Origin of the sequence: Providencia sp. wls1943, assembly GCF_009706275.1 — a bacterium.
Taxonomy (GTDB): domain Bacteria; phylum Pseudomonadota; class Gammaproteobacteria; order Enterobacterales; family Enterobacteriaceae; genus Providencia; species Providencia zhijiangensis.
The window spans coordinates 1-19,973 of the sequence record NZ_WLTU01000007.1; the positions used below are offsets into that span (position 1 = coordinate 1).

Consider the following 19,973-nt stretch of genomic DNA (forward strand, 5'->3'; position numbering starts at 1 on the left):
CACAGGCAAGATGCAGCATTGCCTCGTAATTTTCGACCTTCTTCTCCCAACGAGTCAGGACACGACGGTAGCGATTCATCCAACTGTATGTTCTCTCTACAACCCAGCGGTGGGCTTTAAAATCCGTGTTTTTGATGGCTTCTGATTCATCCTTCCGTGACTGGATATGAGGCTCATAGCGACGACTTTTCAGATACGATCCCAACCATTCCGCTTCATACCCTTTGTCCATGCACAACCGGAGCCTCTTGCCCGGTCTGCCCGTCAGGAGGGCATCGAGCGTATCCGCAACCAGCTTTATGTCGTGTGTATTTGCTCCCGCTACCACCACAGAGAGGGGCAATCCGTTCGCATCGGTCATCAGACTGCGCTTTACGCTCCGTTTCCCTCGGTCTGTTGGGTTCCTGCCTGTTTTTTTGAGCCTGCCAGCGGTGATTTAGTCATACAACCATCCATCGACAGCCACGACCAGTCAATAGCGTCCAACTGTTCGCAAGCAAGCAACCCGTTTTGCCAGAAGCGTTCAAATACGCCAGCATCCCGCCACTCCTGAAATCGGCGATGAGCAGAGCTTGACGAGCATATACCGGTGGCATTTAGCGCATTCCACTGGCAACCCGTCCTGAGTACGAAGAAAATGGCGTTCATTGCAGCGCGATTATCAACCCGCTTGCGGTGCGTACCCAGCGGGTGTTGAGTTCTATGCTCCGGGATGAGAGGAGCCATTTTCTCCCAGAGTTCATCACTGATTTGCCACTTGTTACCTGCCATACGTTGCCCTCAGAAATTATCGTAATTCATTATATTATACGATAATTCCTTTTGGGATAGGCTCTAAGTCTGATTATGGTCAGTATCAAATACTTAAATATGAAGCTCAAGTTGGAGTCCCATCAATTAGTAACCCGTTAACATCGTTGAAAGAAATGAATGTTCCAGTTCCATTATTGACAGAACAAAAAGCCATTGTTTCCGTTCTTTCCTCATTAGATAACAAAATCGACTTACTCCATCGTCAAAATAAAACCTTAGAATCAATGGCAGAAACACTTTTTCGTCAGTGCTTTGTTGAAGAAGCTCAGGATGATTGGGTACATGGAACATTAAAAGATGAGTTTGCTTTTACTATGGGGCAATCGCCTAAAGGCTCTTCATTTAATGAGGAGCAGATTGGTACGCCTATGTTTCAAGGTAACGCTGACTTTGGTTTTAGATTTCCTAAAGAAAGAGTATATACAACGGAACCGACACGGTTTGCCCAAAAACTAGATACATTAATCAGTGTACGAGCTCCTGTGGGGGCTCAAAATATGGCACGAAGCAAGTGTTGTATTGGTCGCGGAGTTGCAGCATTTAGACATATAAATAATCCTGATTGGTACACTTATACATACTTTAAATTAAGATATTTAATGGATGAAATAAAAAAATTTAATGATGAAGGTACTGTATTTGGCTCCATCAGCAAATCAGATTTTGAAAAGATAGACGTGGTTATTCCACCAGCAAGCATAATTTATAATTATGAAATAATGGTAAAACCATTAAATGATAGAGTTATCACTAATTGTTTCCAAATTGAAAAACTAGAAAAACTTCGCGACACGTTACTCCCTAAATTAATGAGTGGAGAAGTGCGCGTTAGCTATACACCAGAAGAAATAAAACAATAATCGAATTAGGCAGCGTATCTTGGCGCTGCTTTTTTATACCCTTTTGCTAAAGGATGACAAAATAATGTCAAAAATGACAGAATCCGATATTGAAACCATGACCATTGAGCAGCTACAAGCCCTAGGCTATGAATATATGTATGGCCCAGACATTGAGCCGTCGGGTATAAATCCCCTGCGTACTTATCAGCAAGTCATTCTTCAGCAAAAAGTATTAGAAGCGATACAACGCTTAAACCCGCATTTAACACAAGATAAATGTGAGGAAGCCTTAAAACAAGTCACACAAATTAACTCGCCAGATTTAATGGCAAATAACCTGAGTTTTCACCGTTTACTGACGGAAGGTATTAACATTGAAGTCAGTAAAGATGGCAATACTCAAGGCGAATATGTGTGGCTGGTGGATTTTAATCAGCCTGATAATAATGAATTTCTAGTAGTCAATCAGGTCACTATTCGGGAAGATCGCAAAGAGCGTCGCCCTGATGTGATTATCTATATTAATGGTTTACCGCTGGTGGTGATTGAACTAAAAAATGCCATTGATGAAAATGCCACCATTGAAGGGGCATATAATCAAATTAAAACCTATCAACAGCAAATTCCTTCATTATTTACCTACAATGCCTTTAGCGTAATTTCTGATGGATTAGAAGCTAAATCAGGCACTATTTCTGCTGATTTTAGCCGTTTTATGGCATGGAAAACCCATAATGGCATGACGGAGGCAAAAAATACTCAGCCACAGTTAGAAGTGTTAATTCAAGGCTTGCTTAATCCCGTTACACTATTAGATATGATCCGCTATTTTATCGTGTTTGAATCTAGTAAACAGGAAGATAGCAACGGTATCATTTCGATTAAAACTGTCAAAAAAATGGCAGCCTATCACCAATACTATGCGGTGAATGCGGCGGTACTTTCGACCATTCGTGCCTCGAATGTCAATGCGAATTCACCGTCTGCGGAAGTAGCGTTACGGCAACAAGGTAGGAACCAACAGCACCTTGTTTTAGAACAAAAAGCAGGCGATAGAAAAGCGGGGGTGGTATGGCATACCCAAGGTTCGGGTAAATCCCTCTCAATGGTGTTTTATACAGGTAAGATTGTTTTAGCCCTCGATAACCCAACGGTTGTGGTGATCACTGACCGTAATGATTTAGACGACCAATTATTTGGTACTTTCTCTTCTGCGGTACAACTGTTACGTCAAACCCCGAAACAAGCTGAAAATAGAGAAGAATTAAAAGAATTACTGAAAGTTGGCTCGGGTGGAGTGATATTTACCACTATTCAAAAATTCCAGCCTGATGATGGCAGTAGTGTTTATGAACTACTGTCTGATCGCAGTAATATCATTGTCATTGCTGACGAGGCGCATCGTTCCCAATATGGTTTTTCCGCAAAAGAAGTCGATGTGAAAGATGAGCAAGGTAATGTCATCGGTAAGCGCACCGTTTATGGATTCGCAAAATATATGCGTGATGCTTTACCAAATGCCACTTATTTAGGCTTTACGGGAACACCCATTGAAAAAACAGATGTCAATACTCCCGCGGTATTTGGTAATTATGTTGATATCTATGATATCGCTCAGGCTGTAGAAGATGGGGCGACAGTGCCTATCTACTATGAAAGTCGTTTAGCAAAAGTCAAAATTAGCGATGAAGGACGAGAGCTGATCGAGGAATTTGATGAAAGCTTCACAGATGAAGACTTAACACAGACTCAGCAACAACGGGCTAAATGGGCGCGAGTTGAAAGTATTATTGGCAGTAAAGAGCGAATCAAAGCGATCGCCAAAGATTTAGTCACTCACTTTGATGAACGGTTAGTGGCGAATGCTAATCACGGTAAAGGCATGGTCGTTGCTATGTCTCGGCGTATTGCTGCGGCATTGTATGAGGAAATCGTGGCACTCAAACCTGAGTGGCACAGTGATGATCTCAATGATGGTGTGATTAAGGTCGTGATGACGTCTTCCGCATCTGATGGCCCTGATATCGCTAAACATCATACGACGAAGAAAGACAGGCAAGTACTCGCTAATCGCATGAAAGATGAAGATGATAAGCTGAAATTAGTCATTGTGCGTGATATGTGGTTAACGGGATTCGATGCACCGAGTATGCACACGTTATACATCGATAAACCGATGAAAGGGCACAACCTAATGCAGGCTATCGCCCGTGTTAACCGAGTCTATAAAGATAAATCAGGTGGTTTGGTTGTCGATTATTTGGGAATTGCGGCGGATTTAAAATCGGCACTGTCTTTTTACTCAGATGCGGGTGGTAAAGGTGATCCTGCACTTACCCAAGAAAAAGCCGTTGAGGTCATGAAAGAAAAATTAGACGTCCTTGACGGAATGCTCTTTAGTTTTGATTATCGTGAATATTTCACCGCATCCACATCCCGTAAATTAGCCATAATTTTAGAAGCAGAAGATTTTATTTTAGGGATTGATGAAGGTCAGGGGAAAGTGCGTTTTTTAACTGCGGTCACCGCTTTATCTCAAGCCTTTGCGTTAGCAACACCACACCCTGAAGCGATGGAGGCAGCACCTGAAATAGCCTTTTTCCAAGCGGTAAAAGCCAGACTGAATAAGTTTGATTCAACTGGAGGAAGTGGCATTATCGGTGATGACAGCATGGAAGTTCGCGTTAAACAGACCATTGTTCAAGCCTTAGTGACTGATACGGTAGTCGATGTATTTGATGCTGCGGGGATTAAAAAGCCTGATATATCGATCCTTTCTGATGACTTTTTAATGGAGATGCAGGATTACCAACATAAAAATATCGCGTTGGAAACCTTAAAAAAATTGTTAGCAGATGAAATCAATGTGCGAACAAAAATGAGCGTTATTCAAGGTAAAAAGCTGATGGATATGCTCACAGGGGCGATTAAAAGCTACCAAAATAAAATATTGACGGCAGCTGAAGTCATTGATGAGCTAATTAAATTAGCGAAAGATATCAATAAGGTTGATAGTGAAGCGAATGACCTGAATTTATCACCTTATGAATATGCTTTCTATACGGCTGTGGCTGAAAATGATAGTGCTCAAGAATTAATCGGAAAAGCAAAGCTAAGGGAATTAGCGGTTGTACTGACTGAAATGATCCGTAATAACGTCACATTAGATTGGACTATCAAAGAGTCTGCAAGAGCAAAAATACGCGTTATCGTTAAGCGGCTACTTAATCGTTATGGCTATCCGCCTGATATGTCTGCACTGGCAACAGAAACCGTCTTGGCGCAAGCGGAGTTGCTATCGAATGAATTGTTGAAATCAAATTAGTGGGTTTACTTTAACCGATTGATCTTTAAGTAGGAACAAATTGATGAGTCAAAAAATGTGGATGGTTCGTGGTGATTCAGGGAAGTTATATGATGATTTTCGAGAAAAAGAACTGGTTGGTTTAGGCTGGTCTGGCTTAGCTCCATTATTGAAAATTGGACAATCAAGAAAAGAGATACTGAAATTATACCGTCAAGTAGACCCAGCAACGAAACTCGGTACAGCGCGTTCAGGCGCATCTCAAGTATGGCGTTTTATTAATGAAATTAAAGTTAGCGATTGGGTAATCACTTATTCACCTGCTAACCGTACCTATTTATTAGGGCAGGTTGTTTCTGAGTTTCAATATCGTGCTGATCTTTGTTCTATGGGGATGGGAATTGCACGTCAGATCAAATGGAATACTGATGAGATTGATCGGGATACCTTATCAATTAAAACCAAAAACACCCTAGGTTCTACATTGACCGTTTTTAAACTTCCTGATTTTGCTGTGAAGGAACTATTGCAAAATAAACCATCATCTTTGAGTAGTAAAGTCGCGGATATTTCACATGCAGAAGATGAAGAAATGATATCTGATCCATTAAAGGATATGGAAATTCAAGCGTTAGAACGTATTAAAGATAAAATAATTACCCTTGATGCAGATGAAATGGAATTATTAGTTGCCGGTATTCTACGTGGGATGGGATATAAAACCCAAGTTTCGCCAAATAGTGGTTCAGATAGAGGCAAAGATATTATTGCATCTCCTGACGGTTTTGGGTTTGAAAACCCAAGAATTGTGGTTGAAGTTAAGCATCGTAAAGGGCAAATAGGTAGCCAAGATTTAAGAGGATTTATCGGTGGGCGTCATCACGATGATCGTGGCTTATATGTCAGTACTGGCGGCTTCACAAAGGATGCTCGTTATGAAGCTGAACGATCAAAAATTCCATTATCACTTTGGACTCTTGATGATTTAGTTCGTACTTTGATTGAATATTATGAGCAGGTTGATATTGAGACTAAATTGCTTGTGCCATTGAGGAAAGTCTTTTTACCTGCGTTATCTGATTAATTTAGCAATCAGAATTTTAGGTTAAGAAGTCCATTTTTATCAGTAAGAGTCAAGTTAATCGCTTAGAGAAAATATGGACTTACCATAGCTAATGTTGAATATAGGGAGCAAAATGCTCCCATCATAAATCGCTTATTTATCGTAATGTATTCATACATTGTTTACTTAGTGTTATCTCAAGAAGGCTATTTTTTGTATGTACCATCCATTGCCCCTACAGCCCCTATACCGCATTGAGCCGAGCAACCAAAATTTGTTTTGATTGCTATCTTTCCAGCTTTATCCATAGAAAATTCCATTTTACAATATTGGTTTCCATAGTCACTATCTGTGCTGACTAGTGCTGTAGCATTCCAAGTATTTGACGATAAGTCTCTGTCTGTAATATAGGCTGTGCCTTCAGCTTCGCAGACATACATATCAACATTGGCATTAATCTGGAAATCGAACTTTGGCGCATCATTTTGGCTTGGTGTTATTTCTAGTATTCCATGTTTGCTTTTATATTCTACGGGATTTTGGAAAGGTGAATTTGCTGCCTGTGCTGTTGATAAGAAGGTGGTTACAGTGGCAATGACTAGTGATGAATATTTCATATTATTCCTCTAAATATTAATGCGGTTATACAAGGTGATTTATGCCTTGCAGATTATGATTATTAATACATTAGACTTAAAATTATTAACACTGACTTTTCCAATAAATCAAATACCGTAAATAGTCCCCACCGTCCTCTTGCAGCCCATGCACCAACGGTTTCATGCTTCTATGGGATAAATCAGGCCACTCACCAATCTCCCTTGGCTGATGAATATTTTCTTCACTTAGGCTTTCCCATCCTGCTTCATTTGGCACCCATAAACCTTGCCATTCTTCTTGTGCTATACGAGGAAGTTTCCAACAGGGCTGATAACTAATTCGCCCATGTTGTCGTAACACGTCCAATGGGGTTTCAGGGTGCAGGGTGGCTAGAAAACGGTAAGAACTGGCGTTGTTGCGGAGCGTATCCTGATAAATGTCATCGCTGTGGGTATCAATCAGGTATTCAAACGGTGAGGCAGATTTCAAGATATTGGCTGTTCCGCCTTCAATTTCGATTTCTTCAACCCAGACTACAATACGCTGCCAGACGATAGCCTGAATCAAACAACGGTATTCTAAGGATTGTGTATCTAGTGGTAATTCAGCGTATAACGGTGGTTGTGCTGTCTCAATAGGCCCAGCAAAGGCTGATGCATCAAAAGAGCTGTAGTGAGTTGGGTATCCCAGTACTTCACGATAATCGTATTGATTTAACGGCGTAATCACACCCAAATACTCAAGTTGATAAATAATGCGCTCAGCACGATGAAAACCTATCCGAAAATGGCGCTGTAAACGTCTCGGTGACGCTCTGTTAATGAGAATGACATAATCAATGGCTTTAGCTGTCAATGGGTCATAGCTGCTGTCTAGCGTGTTGTGATGAGATGACTGCATAGTGCCTCTGAGTCAGTGACGAAAATACAGTTATTAAAATAACAAAGGATATTAAAAGATACTAATCTAATTCTTCCTGTTTCATTGTGAGTGCATTTTTTAATAACGCTTTTCTTTTCTCAACTGACAGTGATTTGTAGATTTCAAGTAAAAGGTTAAGATCTGCACTTTCAGAAGATAGCGTGTTTTGCTTGATGAGCTCTTTTTCATCCGTGTTTAGGATCACCTTAAAGGCATCAATATGATAGAGATCACCACGCTTATTAGGGTTCTTCTTGCGAAAATGGGGATGAAGTGCAGTGATTGACTCTAGACGGACTCTAACGCCTTTCGCAGTGGTAGGGATATCCATCTCTTTATATTCGGGATAACGTGTTGGATCGTCAGTTTTTTCTTTTCCTATAGCAGCTAGCTCCCCACTGGTAAACCAGAGTTTGGGTGCATTATCCATTTCAGTTAGTTGTTTTTTATCAGTCATGATTTTTATAAATTCCATACATATCAAAAGGATAAAATAACCGCACTAGAAAGACGTTAAAATCATAAAGATATCTATTGATAATTCCCTTTAATTGGTTTTTAATAGACGAGGAATTAAACAGTGGAGTTATTACTATGTCTAACCCTGTAGCATCTCAAAAAAAGCCCCGAAAAGGAAGCGCTGCGGATTGGCACCGTGCGGATATTGTGGCGGCTTTGCATAAAAAAGGGGTCACACTAGCGCAATTGTCTCGTGAGCATGGGCTTTCTTCTCGGACGTTAAATAATGCGCTAGAGCGAGCGTACCCAAGAGCTGAACAGATCATTGCGGATGTGATTGGCACGGCTCCCGAAACAATATGGCCGAGTCGTTATATCAATAAGCCACCCTCTAATAATCATGGGCGGTCATTGAAATAGCCTAAATATTTACCCTTGCCTATCGGTAAGGCATTGCACCCATTCTGGCGTCAACATCAGGGAAAAAAAAACCTTAATTCATTTAATTGAAGGAACAGTCATGTCTATCAAAAATAAATTGCAAAAAATTCGAGAAGAAAACGAAGCGAAAGGATTAAATGATCCAGCTTTATTTAAACAGCGTTTGCTCAACGGTGGCTTTGGATTAGCAAAAACCTTTTGGCTATTTTGGTTTTTACCGATTTTATTCTTAAATATCGTTGAATTTTTTATTACTAAAAAGGTGACATTAAATAAAGTGGAAGCATTGATTCTCATTTGGGATGTTTGCTGTTTTTACTTTATCGTTAAAATACCGGATCGTCGTGCTTGGTCTTACGTGGCGTTGGTTGTGATTGCACTCGATATATTAGCAGGAATAACCGTAAATTTTCTGCTGTAAGGTGACAATGCGAACATGAAACTTAACCAGTGGATGAAATTAAGCATATTAACGGTGATGGTTGGTTTAACGGGATGTAATGAGAGTACCGTTAATTGTAACAGTGATGGTGCAAAAGCATTAGCGTTACAAGTGGTCAATCAACATGTCGGTTGGGCGATGTATGAGCAGCTTGTGAATGTGCGAACGCAACGTCAAAATACACAACGAGGCGTTTATCTCTGTGCTGCCGAAGCAACAGGAAAAGCGGGTTCTGTCACGGTAATTTATTCCGTGCAGCTCACGGATGATAAAAAAAGTTTTGTAGTTACGTTACTCAACGGTTAATCGCTATGCCAGCCTATTATTAGGTTGGCATTTTTCCCTTTGACGTTTCTATTCTTTCATTCACTTTCCACATCAATATTCCCCGCTATAAATAAAAATCACGGTAGGTATATCAAAATAGCAATGATGGCTAAATGCATGTAACTACCTGATTATAAACAATAAATAACTTGTTTTTACTAGTGATTATGGTAAAATATATGCATGGCACTATACCAATATATGATTGGGTTGTGCTTAACAGTTTATTTCCACTTTTTTATTTAAAGGCAACTTTATATGACTATTTATCAGTCAGGGCTACGCTTGCCTATCGCACAAGTATTTAGCCAATTGTTATTACATGAACTGGATAATTCAGTGATTAACTCAGCGATTGATTTAACCACTGTTCGGGCGGTCACAATGAATTTTCGAGACCCATTGTATAGTGCTGAAACAGGCGGCTTCCATCCTGTTGAAATACGCTTGTTTCGGCTGCATGAGCAATGGCAGTTTGATTATGTGACAGATTTTTCATTCATGGGGAGCTATTATCCTGAGCTTGAAAAGGAACTCGATATTTGTTGGTCGCAGGGTTATGTTTATCATTTTTTGATGGGGGATATTGATGAAGAAGAAGGCGGAGCACTGTTTGAACTGTGGCAACGCAATTTTATTCAATACCACAAAATGAAATGTTATGAAGTCAGTATTCAGTGGGAAACCCACTAATTAAGTAAAAATGATACCAGCGCTGGTGATTCCATTAAGTACAGTACAATCAATAGAAGGTTTGAGTTGATGTTGATACCGTCCAAGCAAGGGGATTTAGATTGCCTCTGTGGGATTTACAGTCTGGTGAATATGAGTACATGGTTCTATGGAGACCGCATTAAGTCCCGCCCATTATTTAACTATCTTCTGCGTGAATACAGCGAATACTGGTCACTGTACAAGTGTTTAAGTCAAGGTATTGATATTCCTGAAATGGATTACTTGATTAAGCGTCTAACCTCAAAATACCCATCACAAGCCCCTCTACGCATCACCACGCCATTTCGTTACAAAGATGGGCTTACTACACAAAAAATACTGTCTACTTGTCAGGCGTTCTTAGACGCTCATACAACGTCACGTCGGCTTATTCTTCTGGGTGATCAGTGGCATTGGTCGCTGGTGGATCGTATGGACAGTGACTATCTCTATTTCTTTGATAGCCACCAGCAAGAGAAAGTGAGCCGCACCCGTTATGGATTACGAGGTAACAAGGTACGGCGGTTGTATAGTGAATCAATATATTGGATTGAAATTAATAGTTAACGTATGTGTTTATTCCCACTCTTTTTCCCATTCGCTGTCTTCATTTAAAGAATTAATGTATTTATTGATTCTTTTTTTGTTAAGAATGGCTTGAATATCCTTAGGTTCCCAGTCTTTACCTGCTTGAAGTGGAGTTTTATTCTTGTAATAGTCGGATACGTAGTCGGCTATTGATTCAGTATATGGAACTCTACGTTTAGCATTGTTAAATACTTTTGCAATACATTCATGATCACCATCAGACCCTATAGGAGGGGTATTTTTAAAGTAAGTTGCCATTTGGTGATATTTGGATAGTGTCAGCCCCTCAATTGTTTTTGGTACCGTTAAACTTGGTAGTGAGTGTTCTTTTTTGGGGATATTCTCTTCTGTTCTATAGCATTTGTTAATGCAAAAATCTATTAACTCACTCAAATATTCCGTAACTAACTCCTCTTCATCGAACTCCTTACCGAATCTACTTTCACTAATTTCTGCGAGTTTTTTTAGACTATCATGACTTAGATATACTTTTTTTAGTGGAAGTCCAACGCTTGCCATAAATGTATTTCGATCTAAATGGGATTTAGCGCTTGGGCTATTAGTATCGTTCTGGTTAACCTTTTGAGTTAATGCTTCTTTTTTCATTTTTGCCATCGGTAGCCTTTAAATATGTGATTACTATTTTGATGGTCATTATAACCGAATAGTTGAGTCTCAACTATTTTTATTGAGTCTCAATATTAATATTCAATATTAACAAATGGTTACGTGATATTTAAGTTTTATTCTTATTGAGACTCAATCCATTTAATGTAGTTGAGCCTCAATTTATCATGAAAAAATAAAATATTTTTCTCATTTAATATCAATTTGTTACACGGTTTTGTGGTTTTTTTTTTAGTATTTCGACGTTAAGCTGATTGGTCAACTTGTAAAGGAACAGCTCCTTAACTATTTGGAGTTATGTCCTATGAAACACGAACACTTTTTAACTATTAAAGACGTTTTAGCAATCACGAAGGTTTCACGCGCGACACTATATCGTTGGATAAAGGCAGGCGATTTTCCAGCTCAATATTCATTGACCGTATCAGGGCGTACTGCTCGTTGGAAAAGTAGCGAAATAGTTCAATGGTGTGAAAAATGCGTAAAAAAAGGGGGATGCTAATGTATTCCTCTATAAGCCAGTTATATACCCAATTGATATCAATATATTCATTATACCAGTATCTAGTTGAATACATGATTAGTGCCTCTGAGGAGGTGCATCATGCGTAAGGTATCTATTGAACAGATTGATAATCTCATTCGTTCGGTCAAATTAGGTAAAAATCGAGTAGGGCAGAAGATGGTCGCTCGGTTCGACAAATTGGCTTTTGTCACGACTTGTGAACCTAAATATTTGGAGCGTATTTATAAATCTCTGGAGAGGGTGATTACTAATGATGTTTTTCAAGTAAAAACCTATATTCCTATTGGTGATATGGGAGAGTTGTATCATTCGGCTATTTACATCAAGAACAAGAAAAAACCTCATCAATATGTCGTTATTCATTATCACCCAACAGGAAAGGGGAAGAGGGGGGAATTTCGCGTTGAATTCAGTCCTCAACACTTTCGTAAAAAAGAGCTTAATGCTCTCTTTATGTGGTTAGGTAGTGAACCGTTATTAGGCGAATATTTATTTAAGCTCTTAAAATCAGCGTGGGTGACACGTATAGATTATGCGCTAGATACTTATGGACTTAACATCGATGATTACTTTATTCACCTAAAAAGTGCGAGTAAAGGTAAGATTAGTGAAAATCCAGATGGTGGGTATGGTATTAATTTGGGCAGCCGTAACTCTGAAGTTTATGCATCTGTCTACACTAAATGTGATGTGGGTGACGATATATCAGATATTGCAGAGGAAGTTGATGAACTCGGTAATGTCTTGGTTGATGTAGAACAGTATCCGAAATTTTTACGCATTGAGTTACGTTACCAGCCAAAAAAACAAAAACTGTTATTAAGTAAGATTAATAGTATGACTAATTTACTCGAAAAAGTGATCTTCATTGACACTAAGGTGATATCTGAACTATCCGCGTTAGTTCCTGACTATAAAGAGCTGACGTTGCCAGAAATAAAGGCATACATTAAAGAGAAATACCCGAATAAGGTATTGAAAAAGTTTGAGCGTTTATTAAAAAAACACAATGTGAGTCTAATTAATAATAAGAAGCTATGGGGTAAGCTTTATTTGCTGATTGATAAGCTCGGCATTCTTGGCGTTCCAGCTCTTTGGCAGAAGAGTTTGCGTGAAGAATGGGCTCGCAAACACGGTTATTAGTAGCCTGTATCACGGGTAATGGTGTTGGGTCGCTGCGGCGGTATAGTGTGGCGACTCAACATAACAATATCATGTATATATCAATGCTGGTTACCAGCATAACAATAGCTTAGCAAGCATCATAAGCATAATGGCTGTGAATAATAACGTATATATATAATGCCTATAGTGTGGGGATATTGGGATTAGCTATTTTCGTCTAGACCGCGAGTTGTTGGTCTTAACTGATCGCTTTGAGTAGCTGGCACGGGTATTTGACGCTTTCTCGGTTTTTCTAATTACCCACTAAAAAATGGGGTTAGGGGTTAACCCCACTAAAAAAGGTATTTGCGTAATTCAATTTACTATTAACAACATGGTAAATTGAAATGAAAGCAGCATATATCACCAAAGATAACATTCTTGTCACAGAAGCTACAGTTAAAGTCTATAAAGCGATTGTTCTGAGCGTTCCCTTTGATAATACCGTCGATCAACGTCATAAACCTCAATATTACGGTGAAATTGGCTTGTTCTTACAGCATATTATCTGTAGTGCGACGGTTAGCAAAAATACGAAGAAAAAAGCGAGGTTTAAAGGAGATAAAGACTGGACGTATTCAGTACCATTTCCTGCTGAATTGGGAAAAGAGAAATTTCCTATGATTTTTAAGCAAAGTCGCGATTTAGGCTTAGAACGCGGTTTAGAGTGTTTGGAACAAGCTAAAATCATTAAAATTATCCAACATAGCTATGGAACCCATAAGTGCCGAGAATTTGCTTTATCTAAAAGTGTCCTTAAAGCTTTATTTCCCGGTAAACGAAAGGATTATCTTAAACGTACAGATCGCTATACCTATTTGACGAATATTTTTGATAAGCGTAAGAAACCCGAAACACTGTATGAATTGATGTTAAAAAGCTCTTATAATGTAAAGCCTCCTAAGCATAAAACATCGAAACGAGCCATCGAAAATGCCAATTTTAGACAGCGTATTATCGGTGTGTATCAACAACTCGAAGCATTACCGATTAACCTTGATAAGCTACAGGCATATTGTAATGACCACCCTACCGCAAAGAATAAGAGCTTTTATTTTAATTTTATCTCTCATTTGATGAATGTAGGCGTCAAAATAATTAGCAAAACGCCACTAATCGTTGAGTATCGACAAGCGTATAAAACCGCCAAACTGGGTAGCCGTTCTTTTGAAATAGGTACAGGATTTCAATATTTACCCAGCAAGATGAAATGGGCATGTTTAGCCAACGGGTATAATTATGATATTAAAGGGTGCCAGTTGGCTATTCTAGAGCAAGAATTCAATAAATATGGAATTAGCACCGATTCACTATCTGTATTAGAAACTGACTTTATCAAAGATACGCTAGGGGTCGATGAGAATCTCGTTAAAACTATCCGCTACGGTACTATATTTAATGCTGGAATAGTTAATTTTTCGCCTAAGGGGAATATGGTGAAAAAGCTAAAAAAGCTTTATTCCGACGATTATGTATCAGAAATGCTGAAACATTGGGAATTAGAAACAAAAGAACTTTGTGACAGTTTAAACCTGCTTCTTGACGAGTATCTAAAGACAGGAAAGAAGAATGGATATGGGTTATGTGTTACAAATGCTGTAGGACATCCATTTAACACAACGTGGAGGAAGTCACATAGCGGTGAGTGGAAAAAATGGACTAAAGATAGTAAAAAGATGAAGCGAAAGTTGCTTGCCCACATGATTCAAGGACTAGAAAGCCGTGCAGTCTATGATTATGTGAGTTCACACAGCGGTGTTTGTGCATTAGAACATGATGGATTTGTGAGCTTGCATAAGCTGTCTGATGGCGATTGGAAGCACCCATATTTGGATATAATGCTGAAACATGGTTGTTAGTAGTGAATTAAAATTAACTTTTTTGGATTAGTTTGTACTTTCTCCGAGGCGCAGAATCATGCTTAATTAAGTGGCAGTTCTGTGCCATGAGCGGACATTCGCCTTAACATTTATGCTATTTTTTAACCGTGATTGTGGGCATACATTACCAGCAAGTAGTCACGCATTGTTATATTGAATTTTTTGTATTTGTACCGATTATTAAAATCACATTTACTAAAATTGACACTTTTAGGTTAACATAAGGAAATTTTCCCTGAAAAGTGTCAGCTTTCAGGAGCTAGAGTGAGTGCTAGATTTGGAAAAATACGTGAAAGAAATTTTCTAGTACCTTGAAGAACAACCCCTGATGCAAAAATAATATTGGATCCCCATAAGGTAGGATTATATTCATAGGTGAGCGTCAAATAGATATTGGAAAAGCTTTCAAATGATTGCTCACCTTGGTTGACTTCGACCGTGCCGAAAGGAGTAGTTTTGAGATCGGGTAAAGAAACATACATAAAATACAATGAAAAACGCGATGTTCTCTTTGTGTTTGGTGCAGGAGCTTCTATTGCTGAAGGTGTCCCCCTTCAGCGAGATATTCTTAAGTTGATTTATGAATCAAAAGATGAACAGATAAACAAATCCGAAGCGGCTCTTCAAGTCCGCACTTTTATCAATGAGAATTTCGATATTTCTGAAGGTGTATATCCTACACTCGAATCTATCTTTGGCTATTTAGATTACTTTATAAGTAAGCGTGAAGGACTAGGATGTGAGTACACGACTTCCCGAATTACTGAGATTAAAGAGTACTTGATTAGACTTATTCATTACATAATTTCAATACCTTCTGGAGAAAAATATGGCGCATATCGCAAATTTTGGAATCTAGTGTCTGAAAAAAATAGAAATATTTCGGTTGTTACAATGAATTATGACACTTTCATTGAAGAGTCTTTTGACTTTCTCTACCCTGACAGAGCCTATATTGACTATTGCATCGAGCTAATGAATTACCACCATTATGATGAAATTAATGCCTTTGATTGGTGGATAAACCCTCGTGAGCCAATTTATGTGTGGGAAGGAGGAGATCCTAAGCCTATAAAGATTATTAAAATTCATGGGTCTCTTAATTGGAAATATTGCAACTGTTGTAACCAAGTGCTTTTAACTGCTTGGGATACTAAAATTGACCTAGTTTCAATGAGATTCAAAGGGTATATATATGCAAGTTGTGATAATCCTGATACAGTTGAGTATGATCTGACTTGTCCATTAGATGGCAATAGGTTTGATACATTTATTGTCCCCCCATCACATATAAAAGAATTATCGCACCCTGCGATAAACAAATTGTTTGATGAAGCAGCGATTGAAATAAGAAAGGCTAGAAAGATAGTGTTTATTGGGTATTCTTTCCCTGAGGCTGATGTACACATTAAAGCTCTATTCCGAAAGAATATGAGAAAAAATACTGAAGTTCATGTTGTTAACCCGAGTCTAAATGACACCATAAGATCAAACTATAAGAGTTTAGTAGCTGCACCTTTTTTCTATGAGAAAAATTTTGAAAACTTCATTGAAGATGATTTGACAAGTTTGATAGTTCCGTCTGATAAGTCAAACTTATTAGACACCGCTAACTGTGAGGATATTTGAGACGTTAATGTCCGCTCCTCGCTCAAAGCAGACGAAAATAAAGAGACATTGCACTATAAAATTTTTAACTAGAAAAGTGATCTATATTGCCATATAAAACAATGATGATAAAATGCACTATCGCCCGTTTGATGTGAGACTACTATGAAAAAGAATGAATTAATTCAAGCAACAAGACCAACTCGCACTCAACTCATTCGCTCGGTAGTAACCTCTACAGCGATTGAAACAGGGCAGGAGTCCCGTCGCCTTGAAGAAGAAATGAAAGTGAAGCGTGAGAAGTTTGGGCATTTGAAACTGGCGATTTAGTTCGCTTTCAAGGCTTCATTAACCCAATATTTCATGGGTTCATAGTTAAGGTTTAACCCTGCGTGGATTGCTGCAATGTACTGCTCGGGGTGTTGAGTCCAACTTTCATAGTCTAACGGCTGGAAGCCTGCTTGTACCGCCATCACATCAGCAAGTAAGCGCGATAAGCGCCCATTTCCCTCCCTAAATGGATGTATCAGAATTAACTCCACATGCACTGTGGCAATAGCTTCTATGGCTTGTTCTCGGCTCATATTGGTACAAGGTGTGTATTTCGCTAGATACTCTTTCTCGAATTGAGCAAGTAACTTTGCAACACGTCCCGCAGGGGCAAACATAAAGCCACCCTTGCTAATATTCACTGTGCGTAACTGACCAGCCCACTCGTAAACATTCCCTAACCATTGGCGATGCCAACGCTGAATAAGTGATACGGTAATTTGCTCAGTGGGAAATTGTTCTTCAAAAATGACTTGATACAGTTTTTCTAACAGGACAAGCTCAGCATCATTGATATCATCAACGTTTGAAAGCCCCAGCTTGTTAGCCAGTACCTCTTCATCAGATCCGTCAGCAAATTTTCCTTCGCTGCTAAACACATCGTATTTATTCATATAAGCGTGTTCTTATGGTGTGGGTATGAATTTTGTACGTTATAATGCTAAAAACATCAAATAAATAATAACTACCTATAAATCAAAGGATTAATTAAGTGTAGGTTAAATTATAGGTTTTTCTAAAAAATCAATAAATATCGTTATATTTCAAAGCTAACACACCCATGCATCATGATTTTGATTCTAGGTTGGCCTGTTTTACCCAAATATCAAGTTTATCAGCCCAATCTTGCATCATGATTTTGCGCTCTTCAAGATAAGTTGCATGATTATATGAACGTCTAACGCTATTTGAGTCCATATGGGCTAATTGTGCTTCGATAGCATCAGGTCGATATCCTAACTCATTTAATCGTGTGCTGCCTGTTGTACGTGTCGCATGAGGGCTATATATACCACTCCAACCTCTCGTTTTAAGAAATTGCCTTAGCGAGTTAGTAGACATTGGTTTATGGCAAGAATCACGACCGGGAAATAAATGTTTGCGGTTACCAGTAAAACCATAAAGAGATCTTAGAATCGTAATAGCTTGTGTAGGCAGAGGAACAATATGTTCTCTTCGTGCTTTCATACGCTCAGCTGGGATAGTCCAAAGTGCATTATCAAGATCGAATTCAGACCATTCAGCCTCAGCGACTTCAGATGGACGAGAAAGCGTCCACCACATTAACCACATACAATAGTTCAGTTGAAAGGTGCCACGGCTATTATCAAAGTTATTGAGTAGTTGACCTATTTGACCCGTAGTGAGGGCTTTTTTATGTTGTGTTTTGTTTGCTGGGAGAGCTTTTCTTATTGCCCATACTGGATCACTATCAGCTCTTAATGTGGCAACAGCAAATTCAAAAATCGAGGATATAGTCCGTTTAGCTTCAGCAGCAACTGTTGGAGCACCTCTTTGAACCTCACGTTGCAATATTTTGAGAATATGGTGAGATGTAATTTCTCTTATTGGTAATGTGCCGATAGAAGGAAATACAATGCGCTCCAACATATCAAGGCGACGGTATTTGGTCACATCAGCCCAATCTTTCATTTGCAACCATTCTTTTGCGATGATTTGAAATGTATTTGCAGATTCGTTCGCTTTTCTAATCTTGTCTAGTTGCTTAGCTTGTGTTGGATTAATTCCTTCTGATACGAGTTTTCTGGCATCATCGCATTTAGATCTGGCTTCAGCTAGTGTTACCAATGGGTAGTTACCCAATGCGAGCATGCTCGATTTTCCATTTATTTGAAAACGGAATCGCCATGCTTTCTTACCATTAGGTTTCACTTCAAGGTACAACCCATTGAAATCATTGATACGATAAAGTTTTTCTTTAGGTTTAGCAGTTCGGCATTTTGTATCAGTAAGCATAATAAGTTCAACTAGTTATGTAAGTTGATATTATTATACTCACTTAAAAAAGGAAGATAAATAAGTTGTACTCAGTTACATACTCATTTAGTCACGAGCTTTTATGAAACTTAATGAGACATAAAAAAGCATAAAACCCAGTTAATGTCATGAATTTTATGCTATTTTCTTATGAAATGATACTTTGTGAAACAGTATGAGACTGGAGTGTAAGTTTACACGTTAAACAAGAAGTTCAACACATCGCCATCTTTAACGATGTAATCTTTACCTTCAGCACGCATTTTACCCGCTTCTTTCGCGCCTTGTTCACCACGGAATTTGATGAAATCTTCGAATGCGATAGTTTGTGCGCGGATAAAGCCTTTCTCGAAGTCAGTGTGGATTTTACCTGCCGCTTGTGGAGCAGTTGCGCCAACAGGGATAGTCCATGCGCGCACTTCTTTCACGCCAGCGGTGAAATAAGTTTGCAGGTTTAATAATTCGTAACCTGCGCGGATCACACGGTTCAGACCTGGCTCTTCAATGCCCAAATCAGCCATAAACTCATCGCGCTCTTCATCGTCCAGTTCGGCGATATCAGACTCGATAGCGGCACACACAGGCACAACAACAGAACCTTCGGCTTTAGCAATTTCGTAGACTTTGTCTAAGTATGGGTTATTTTCAAAACCATCTTCATTGACGTTAGCAATGTACATAGTTGGCTTCAGGGTTAAGAAGCTTAAATAACGGATTGCGGCTTTATCTTCAGCCGTTAAATCTAATGAACGCAGCATGCCAGCTTGTTCTAAGTGTGGCAGGCATTTTTCCAGCGCTTCTAATTCCGCTTTTGCATCTTTATCGCCGCCTTTTGCGCGTTTTTGTACGCGGTGAATAGCACGCTCACAAGTATCTAAGTCAGATAATGCTAATTCAGTGTTGATCACTTCGATATCGGCTGCTGGGTCAACTTGGCCAGCAACGTGGATGATATTGTCATTTTCAAAACAACGAACAACGTGACCAATCGCTTCTGTTTCACGGATGTTAGTCAGGAATTGGTTACCAAGACCTTCACCTTTCGATGCGCCTTTTACCAGCCCCGCGATATCAACGAATTCCATCGTGGTTGGCAGGATGCGCTGAGGCTTCACAATTTCAGCTAATTGATCAAGACGTGGGTCTGGCATTGGCACAACACCCGTGTTTGGTTCAATTGTACAGAAAGGGAAGTTGGCTGCTTCGATGCCGGCTTTGGTCAATGCATTAAACAGAGTGGATTTACCCACGTTAGGCAGACCAACGATACCGCATTTAAAACCCATATGTTTCTCACCTTAATAGCGGGGGCAGGCGAGTGCTGCC

The 19,973-nt window shown here is 39.2% G+C and carries 19 protein-coding genes and 2 pseudogenes; 13 read left to right on the forward strand and 8 right to left on the reverse strand.

What is annotated here, in order from left to right:
- A pseudogene (locus tag GKR48_RS02105) lies at nt 1-771 on the reverse strand (IS5 family transposase); the annotation flags it as partial.
- A 176-nt stretch (nt 772-947) separates the two neighbouring features.
- On the opposite strand from GKR48_RS02105, the pseudogene GKR48_RS02110 reads away from it, so the two are divergent.
- The 3 genes and pseudogenes from GKR48_RS02110 to GKR48_RS02120 all read left to right on the forward strand — a co-directional run.
- Nucleotides 948-1,673, forward strand: a pseudogene (locus GKR48_RS02110) (restriction endonuclease subunit S); the annotation flags it as partial.
- 64 nt (nt 1,674-1,737) lie between these two features.
- Nucleotides 1,738-4,980 carry a type I restriction endonuclease subunit R gene (locus GKR48_RS02115; RefSeq protein WP_154626609.1) on the forward strand — a complete coding sequence of 1,081 codons (3,243 nt, stop codon included), beginning with the start codon at nt 1,738-1,740 and terminating at the stop codon, nt 4,978-4,980.
- Between the two features lie 43 nt (nt 4,981-5,023).
- Nucleotides 5,024-6,043 carry a restriction endonuclease gene (locus GKR48_RS02120; RefSeq protein ID WP_154626611.1) on the forward strand — a complete coding sequence of 340 codons (1,020 nt, stop codon included), beginning with the start codon at nt 5,024-5,026 and terminating at the stop codon, nt 6,041-6,043.
- A gap of 185 nt (nt 6,044-6,228) precedes the next feature.
- Here GKR48_RS02120 and GKR48_RS02125 read toward each other — a convergent pair whose 3' ends face one another.
- From GKR48_RS02125 to GKR48_RS02135, 3 genes are all read right to left on the reverse strand, one after another.
- Entirely contained in the window at nt 6,229-6,639 is a 411-nt protein-coding gene (locus GKR48_RS02125; protein WP_154626613.1) for a hypothetical protein, read from the reverse strand.
- Nucleotides 6,640-6,724: 85 nt separating this feature from the next.
- Nucleotides 6,725-7,522: a DNA translocase FtsK gene (locus tag GKR48_RS02130; protein ID WP_154626615.1), complete on the reverse strand. Its 798-nt coding sequence runs from the start codon at nt 7,520-7,522 to the stop codon at nt 6,725-6,727.
- 61 nt (nt 7,523-7,583) lie between these two features.
- The gene (locus GKR48_RS02135) at nt 7,584-8,000 is read right to left on the reverse strand and encodes a hypothetical protein (protein WP_154626617.1); all 417 of its coding nucleotides are present in this window, start codon (nt 7,998-8,000) and stop codon (nt 7,584-7,586) included.
- A 137-nt stretch (nt 8,001-8,137) separates the two neighbouring features.
- On the opposite strand from GKR48_RS02135, the gene GKR48_RS02140 reads away from it, so the two are divergent.
- From GKR48_RS02140 to GKR48_RS02160, 5 genes are all read left to right on the forward strand, one after another.
- The gene (locus GKR48_RS02140; protein ID WP_126437366.1) at nt 8,138-8,422 is read left to right on the forward strand and encodes a helix-turn-helix domain-containing protein; all 285 of its coding nucleotides are present in this window, start codon (nt 8,138-8,140) and stop codon (nt 8,420-8,422) included.
- Nucleotides 8,423-8,522: 100 nt separating this feature from the next.
- Entirely contained in the window at nt 8,523-8,864 is a 342-nt protein-coding gene (locus tag GKR48_RS02145) for a hypothetical protein (RefSeq protein ID WP_048607088.1), read from the forward strand.
- Between the two features lie 15 nt (nt 8,865-8,879).
- Entirely contained in the window at nt 8,880-9,191 is a 312-nt protein-coding gene (locus GKR48_RS02150) for a hypothetical protein (RefSeq protein WP_115166747.1), read from the forward strand.
- Between the two features lie 279 nt (nt 9,192-9,470).
- A complete protein-coding gene (locus tag GKR48_RS02155) occupies nt 9,471-9,905 on the forward strand; it encodes a DUF2787 family protein (RefSeq protein ID WP_154626619.1) in 435 nt (144 codons plus the stop codon).
- Between the two features lie 69 nt (nt 9,906-9,974).
- Nucleotides 9,975-10,493: a hypothetical protein gene (locus GKR48_RS02160; RefSeq protein ID WP_154626621.1), complete on the forward strand. Its 519-nt coding sequence runs from the start codon at nt 9,975-9,977 to the stop codon at nt 10,491-10,493.
- Between the two features lie 9 nt (nt 10,494-10,502).
- Here the strand turns inward: GKR48_RS02160 and GKR48_RS02165 are convergent, their stop codons facing one another.
- A complete protein-coding gene (locus GKR48_RS02165) occupies nt 10,503-11,129 on the reverse strand; it encodes a hypothetical protein (protein ID WP_154626623.1) in 627 nt (208 codons plus the stop codon).
- Between the two features lie 316 nt (nt 11,130-11,445).
- Between GKR48_RS02165 and GKR48_RS02170 the strand changes: the two genes are divergently transcribed.
- The 5 genes from GKR48_RS02170 to GKR48_RS17735 all read left to right on the forward strand — a co-directional run bounded on the left by GKR48_RS02170 (nt 11,446) and on the right by GKR48_RS17735 (nt 16,649).
- Nucleotides 11,446-11,643 carry a helix-turn-helix transcriptional regulator gene (locus tag GKR48_RS02170; RefSeq protein WP_154626625.1) on the forward strand — a complete coding sequence of 66 codons (198 nt, stop codon included), beginning with the start codon at nt 11,446-11,448 and terminating at the stop codon, nt 11,641-11,643.
- Nucleotides 11,644-11,745: 102 nt separating this feature from the next.
- On the forward strand, nt 11,746-12,810 hold the full coding sequence (locus GKR48_RS02175; RefSeq protein ID WP_154626627.1) for a hypothetical protein: 1,065 nt from the start codon (nt 11,746-11,748) through the stop codon (nt 12,808-12,810).
- A gap of 368 nt (nt 12,811-13,178) precedes the next feature.
- Nucleotides 13,179-14,690, forward strand: coding sequence for a hypothetical protein (locus GKR48_RS17835; protein WP_230088569.1), 1,512 nt, complete (start codon nt 13,179-13,181; stop codon nt 14,688-14,690).
- A 477-nt stretch (nt 14,691-15,167) separates the two neighbouring features.
- Nucleotides 15,168-16,340 (forward strand): SIR2 family protein, encoded by a 1,173-nt coding sequence (locus GKR48_RS18115; protein WP_154626629.1) that lies wholly within the window; start codon nt 15,168-15,170, stop codon nt 16,338-16,340.
- Between the two features lie 144 nt (nt 16,341-16,484).
- The gene (locus GKR48_RS17735) at nt 16,485-16,649 is read left to right on the forward strand and encodes a hypothetical protein (protein WP_165329551.1); all 165 of its coding nucleotides are present in this window, start codon (nt 16,485-16,487) and stop codon (nt 16,647-16,649) included.
- Here GKR48_RS17735 and GKR48_RS02190 read toward each other — a convergent pair.
- The 3 genes from GKR48_RS02190 to ychF all read right to left on the reverse strand — a co-directional run bounded on the left by GKR48_RS02190 (nt 16,646) and on the right by ychF (nt 19,933).
- The gene (locus GKR48_RS02190; RefSeq protein ID WP_154626631.1) at nt 16,646-17,263 is read right to left on the reverse strand and encodes a Fic/DOC family protein; all 618 of its coding nucleotides are present in this window, start codon (nt 17,261-17,263) and stop codon (nt 16,646-16,648) included. The two genes, GKR48_RS17735 and GKR48_RS02190, sit on opposite strands and share 4 nt — an antisense overlap.
- A 172-nt stretch (nt 17,264-17,435) precedes the next feature.
- Nucleotides 17,436-18,626, reverse strand: a complete 1,191-nt coding sequence (locus GKR48_RS02195; protein WP_154626633.1) for a tyrosine-type recombinase/integrase — start codon at nt 18,624-18,626, stop codon at nt 17,436-17,438.
- A gap of 215 nt (nt 18,627-18,841) precedes the next feature.
- The gene (gene ychF / locus GKR48_RS02200) at nt 18,842-19,933 is read right to left on the reverse strand and encodes a redox-regulated ATPase YchF (RefSeq protein ID WP_036954672.1); all 1,092 of its coding nucleotides are present in this window, start codon (nt 19,931-19,933) and stop codon (nt 18,842-18,844) included.
- Nucleotides 19,934-19,973: the final 40 nt, after the last annotated feature.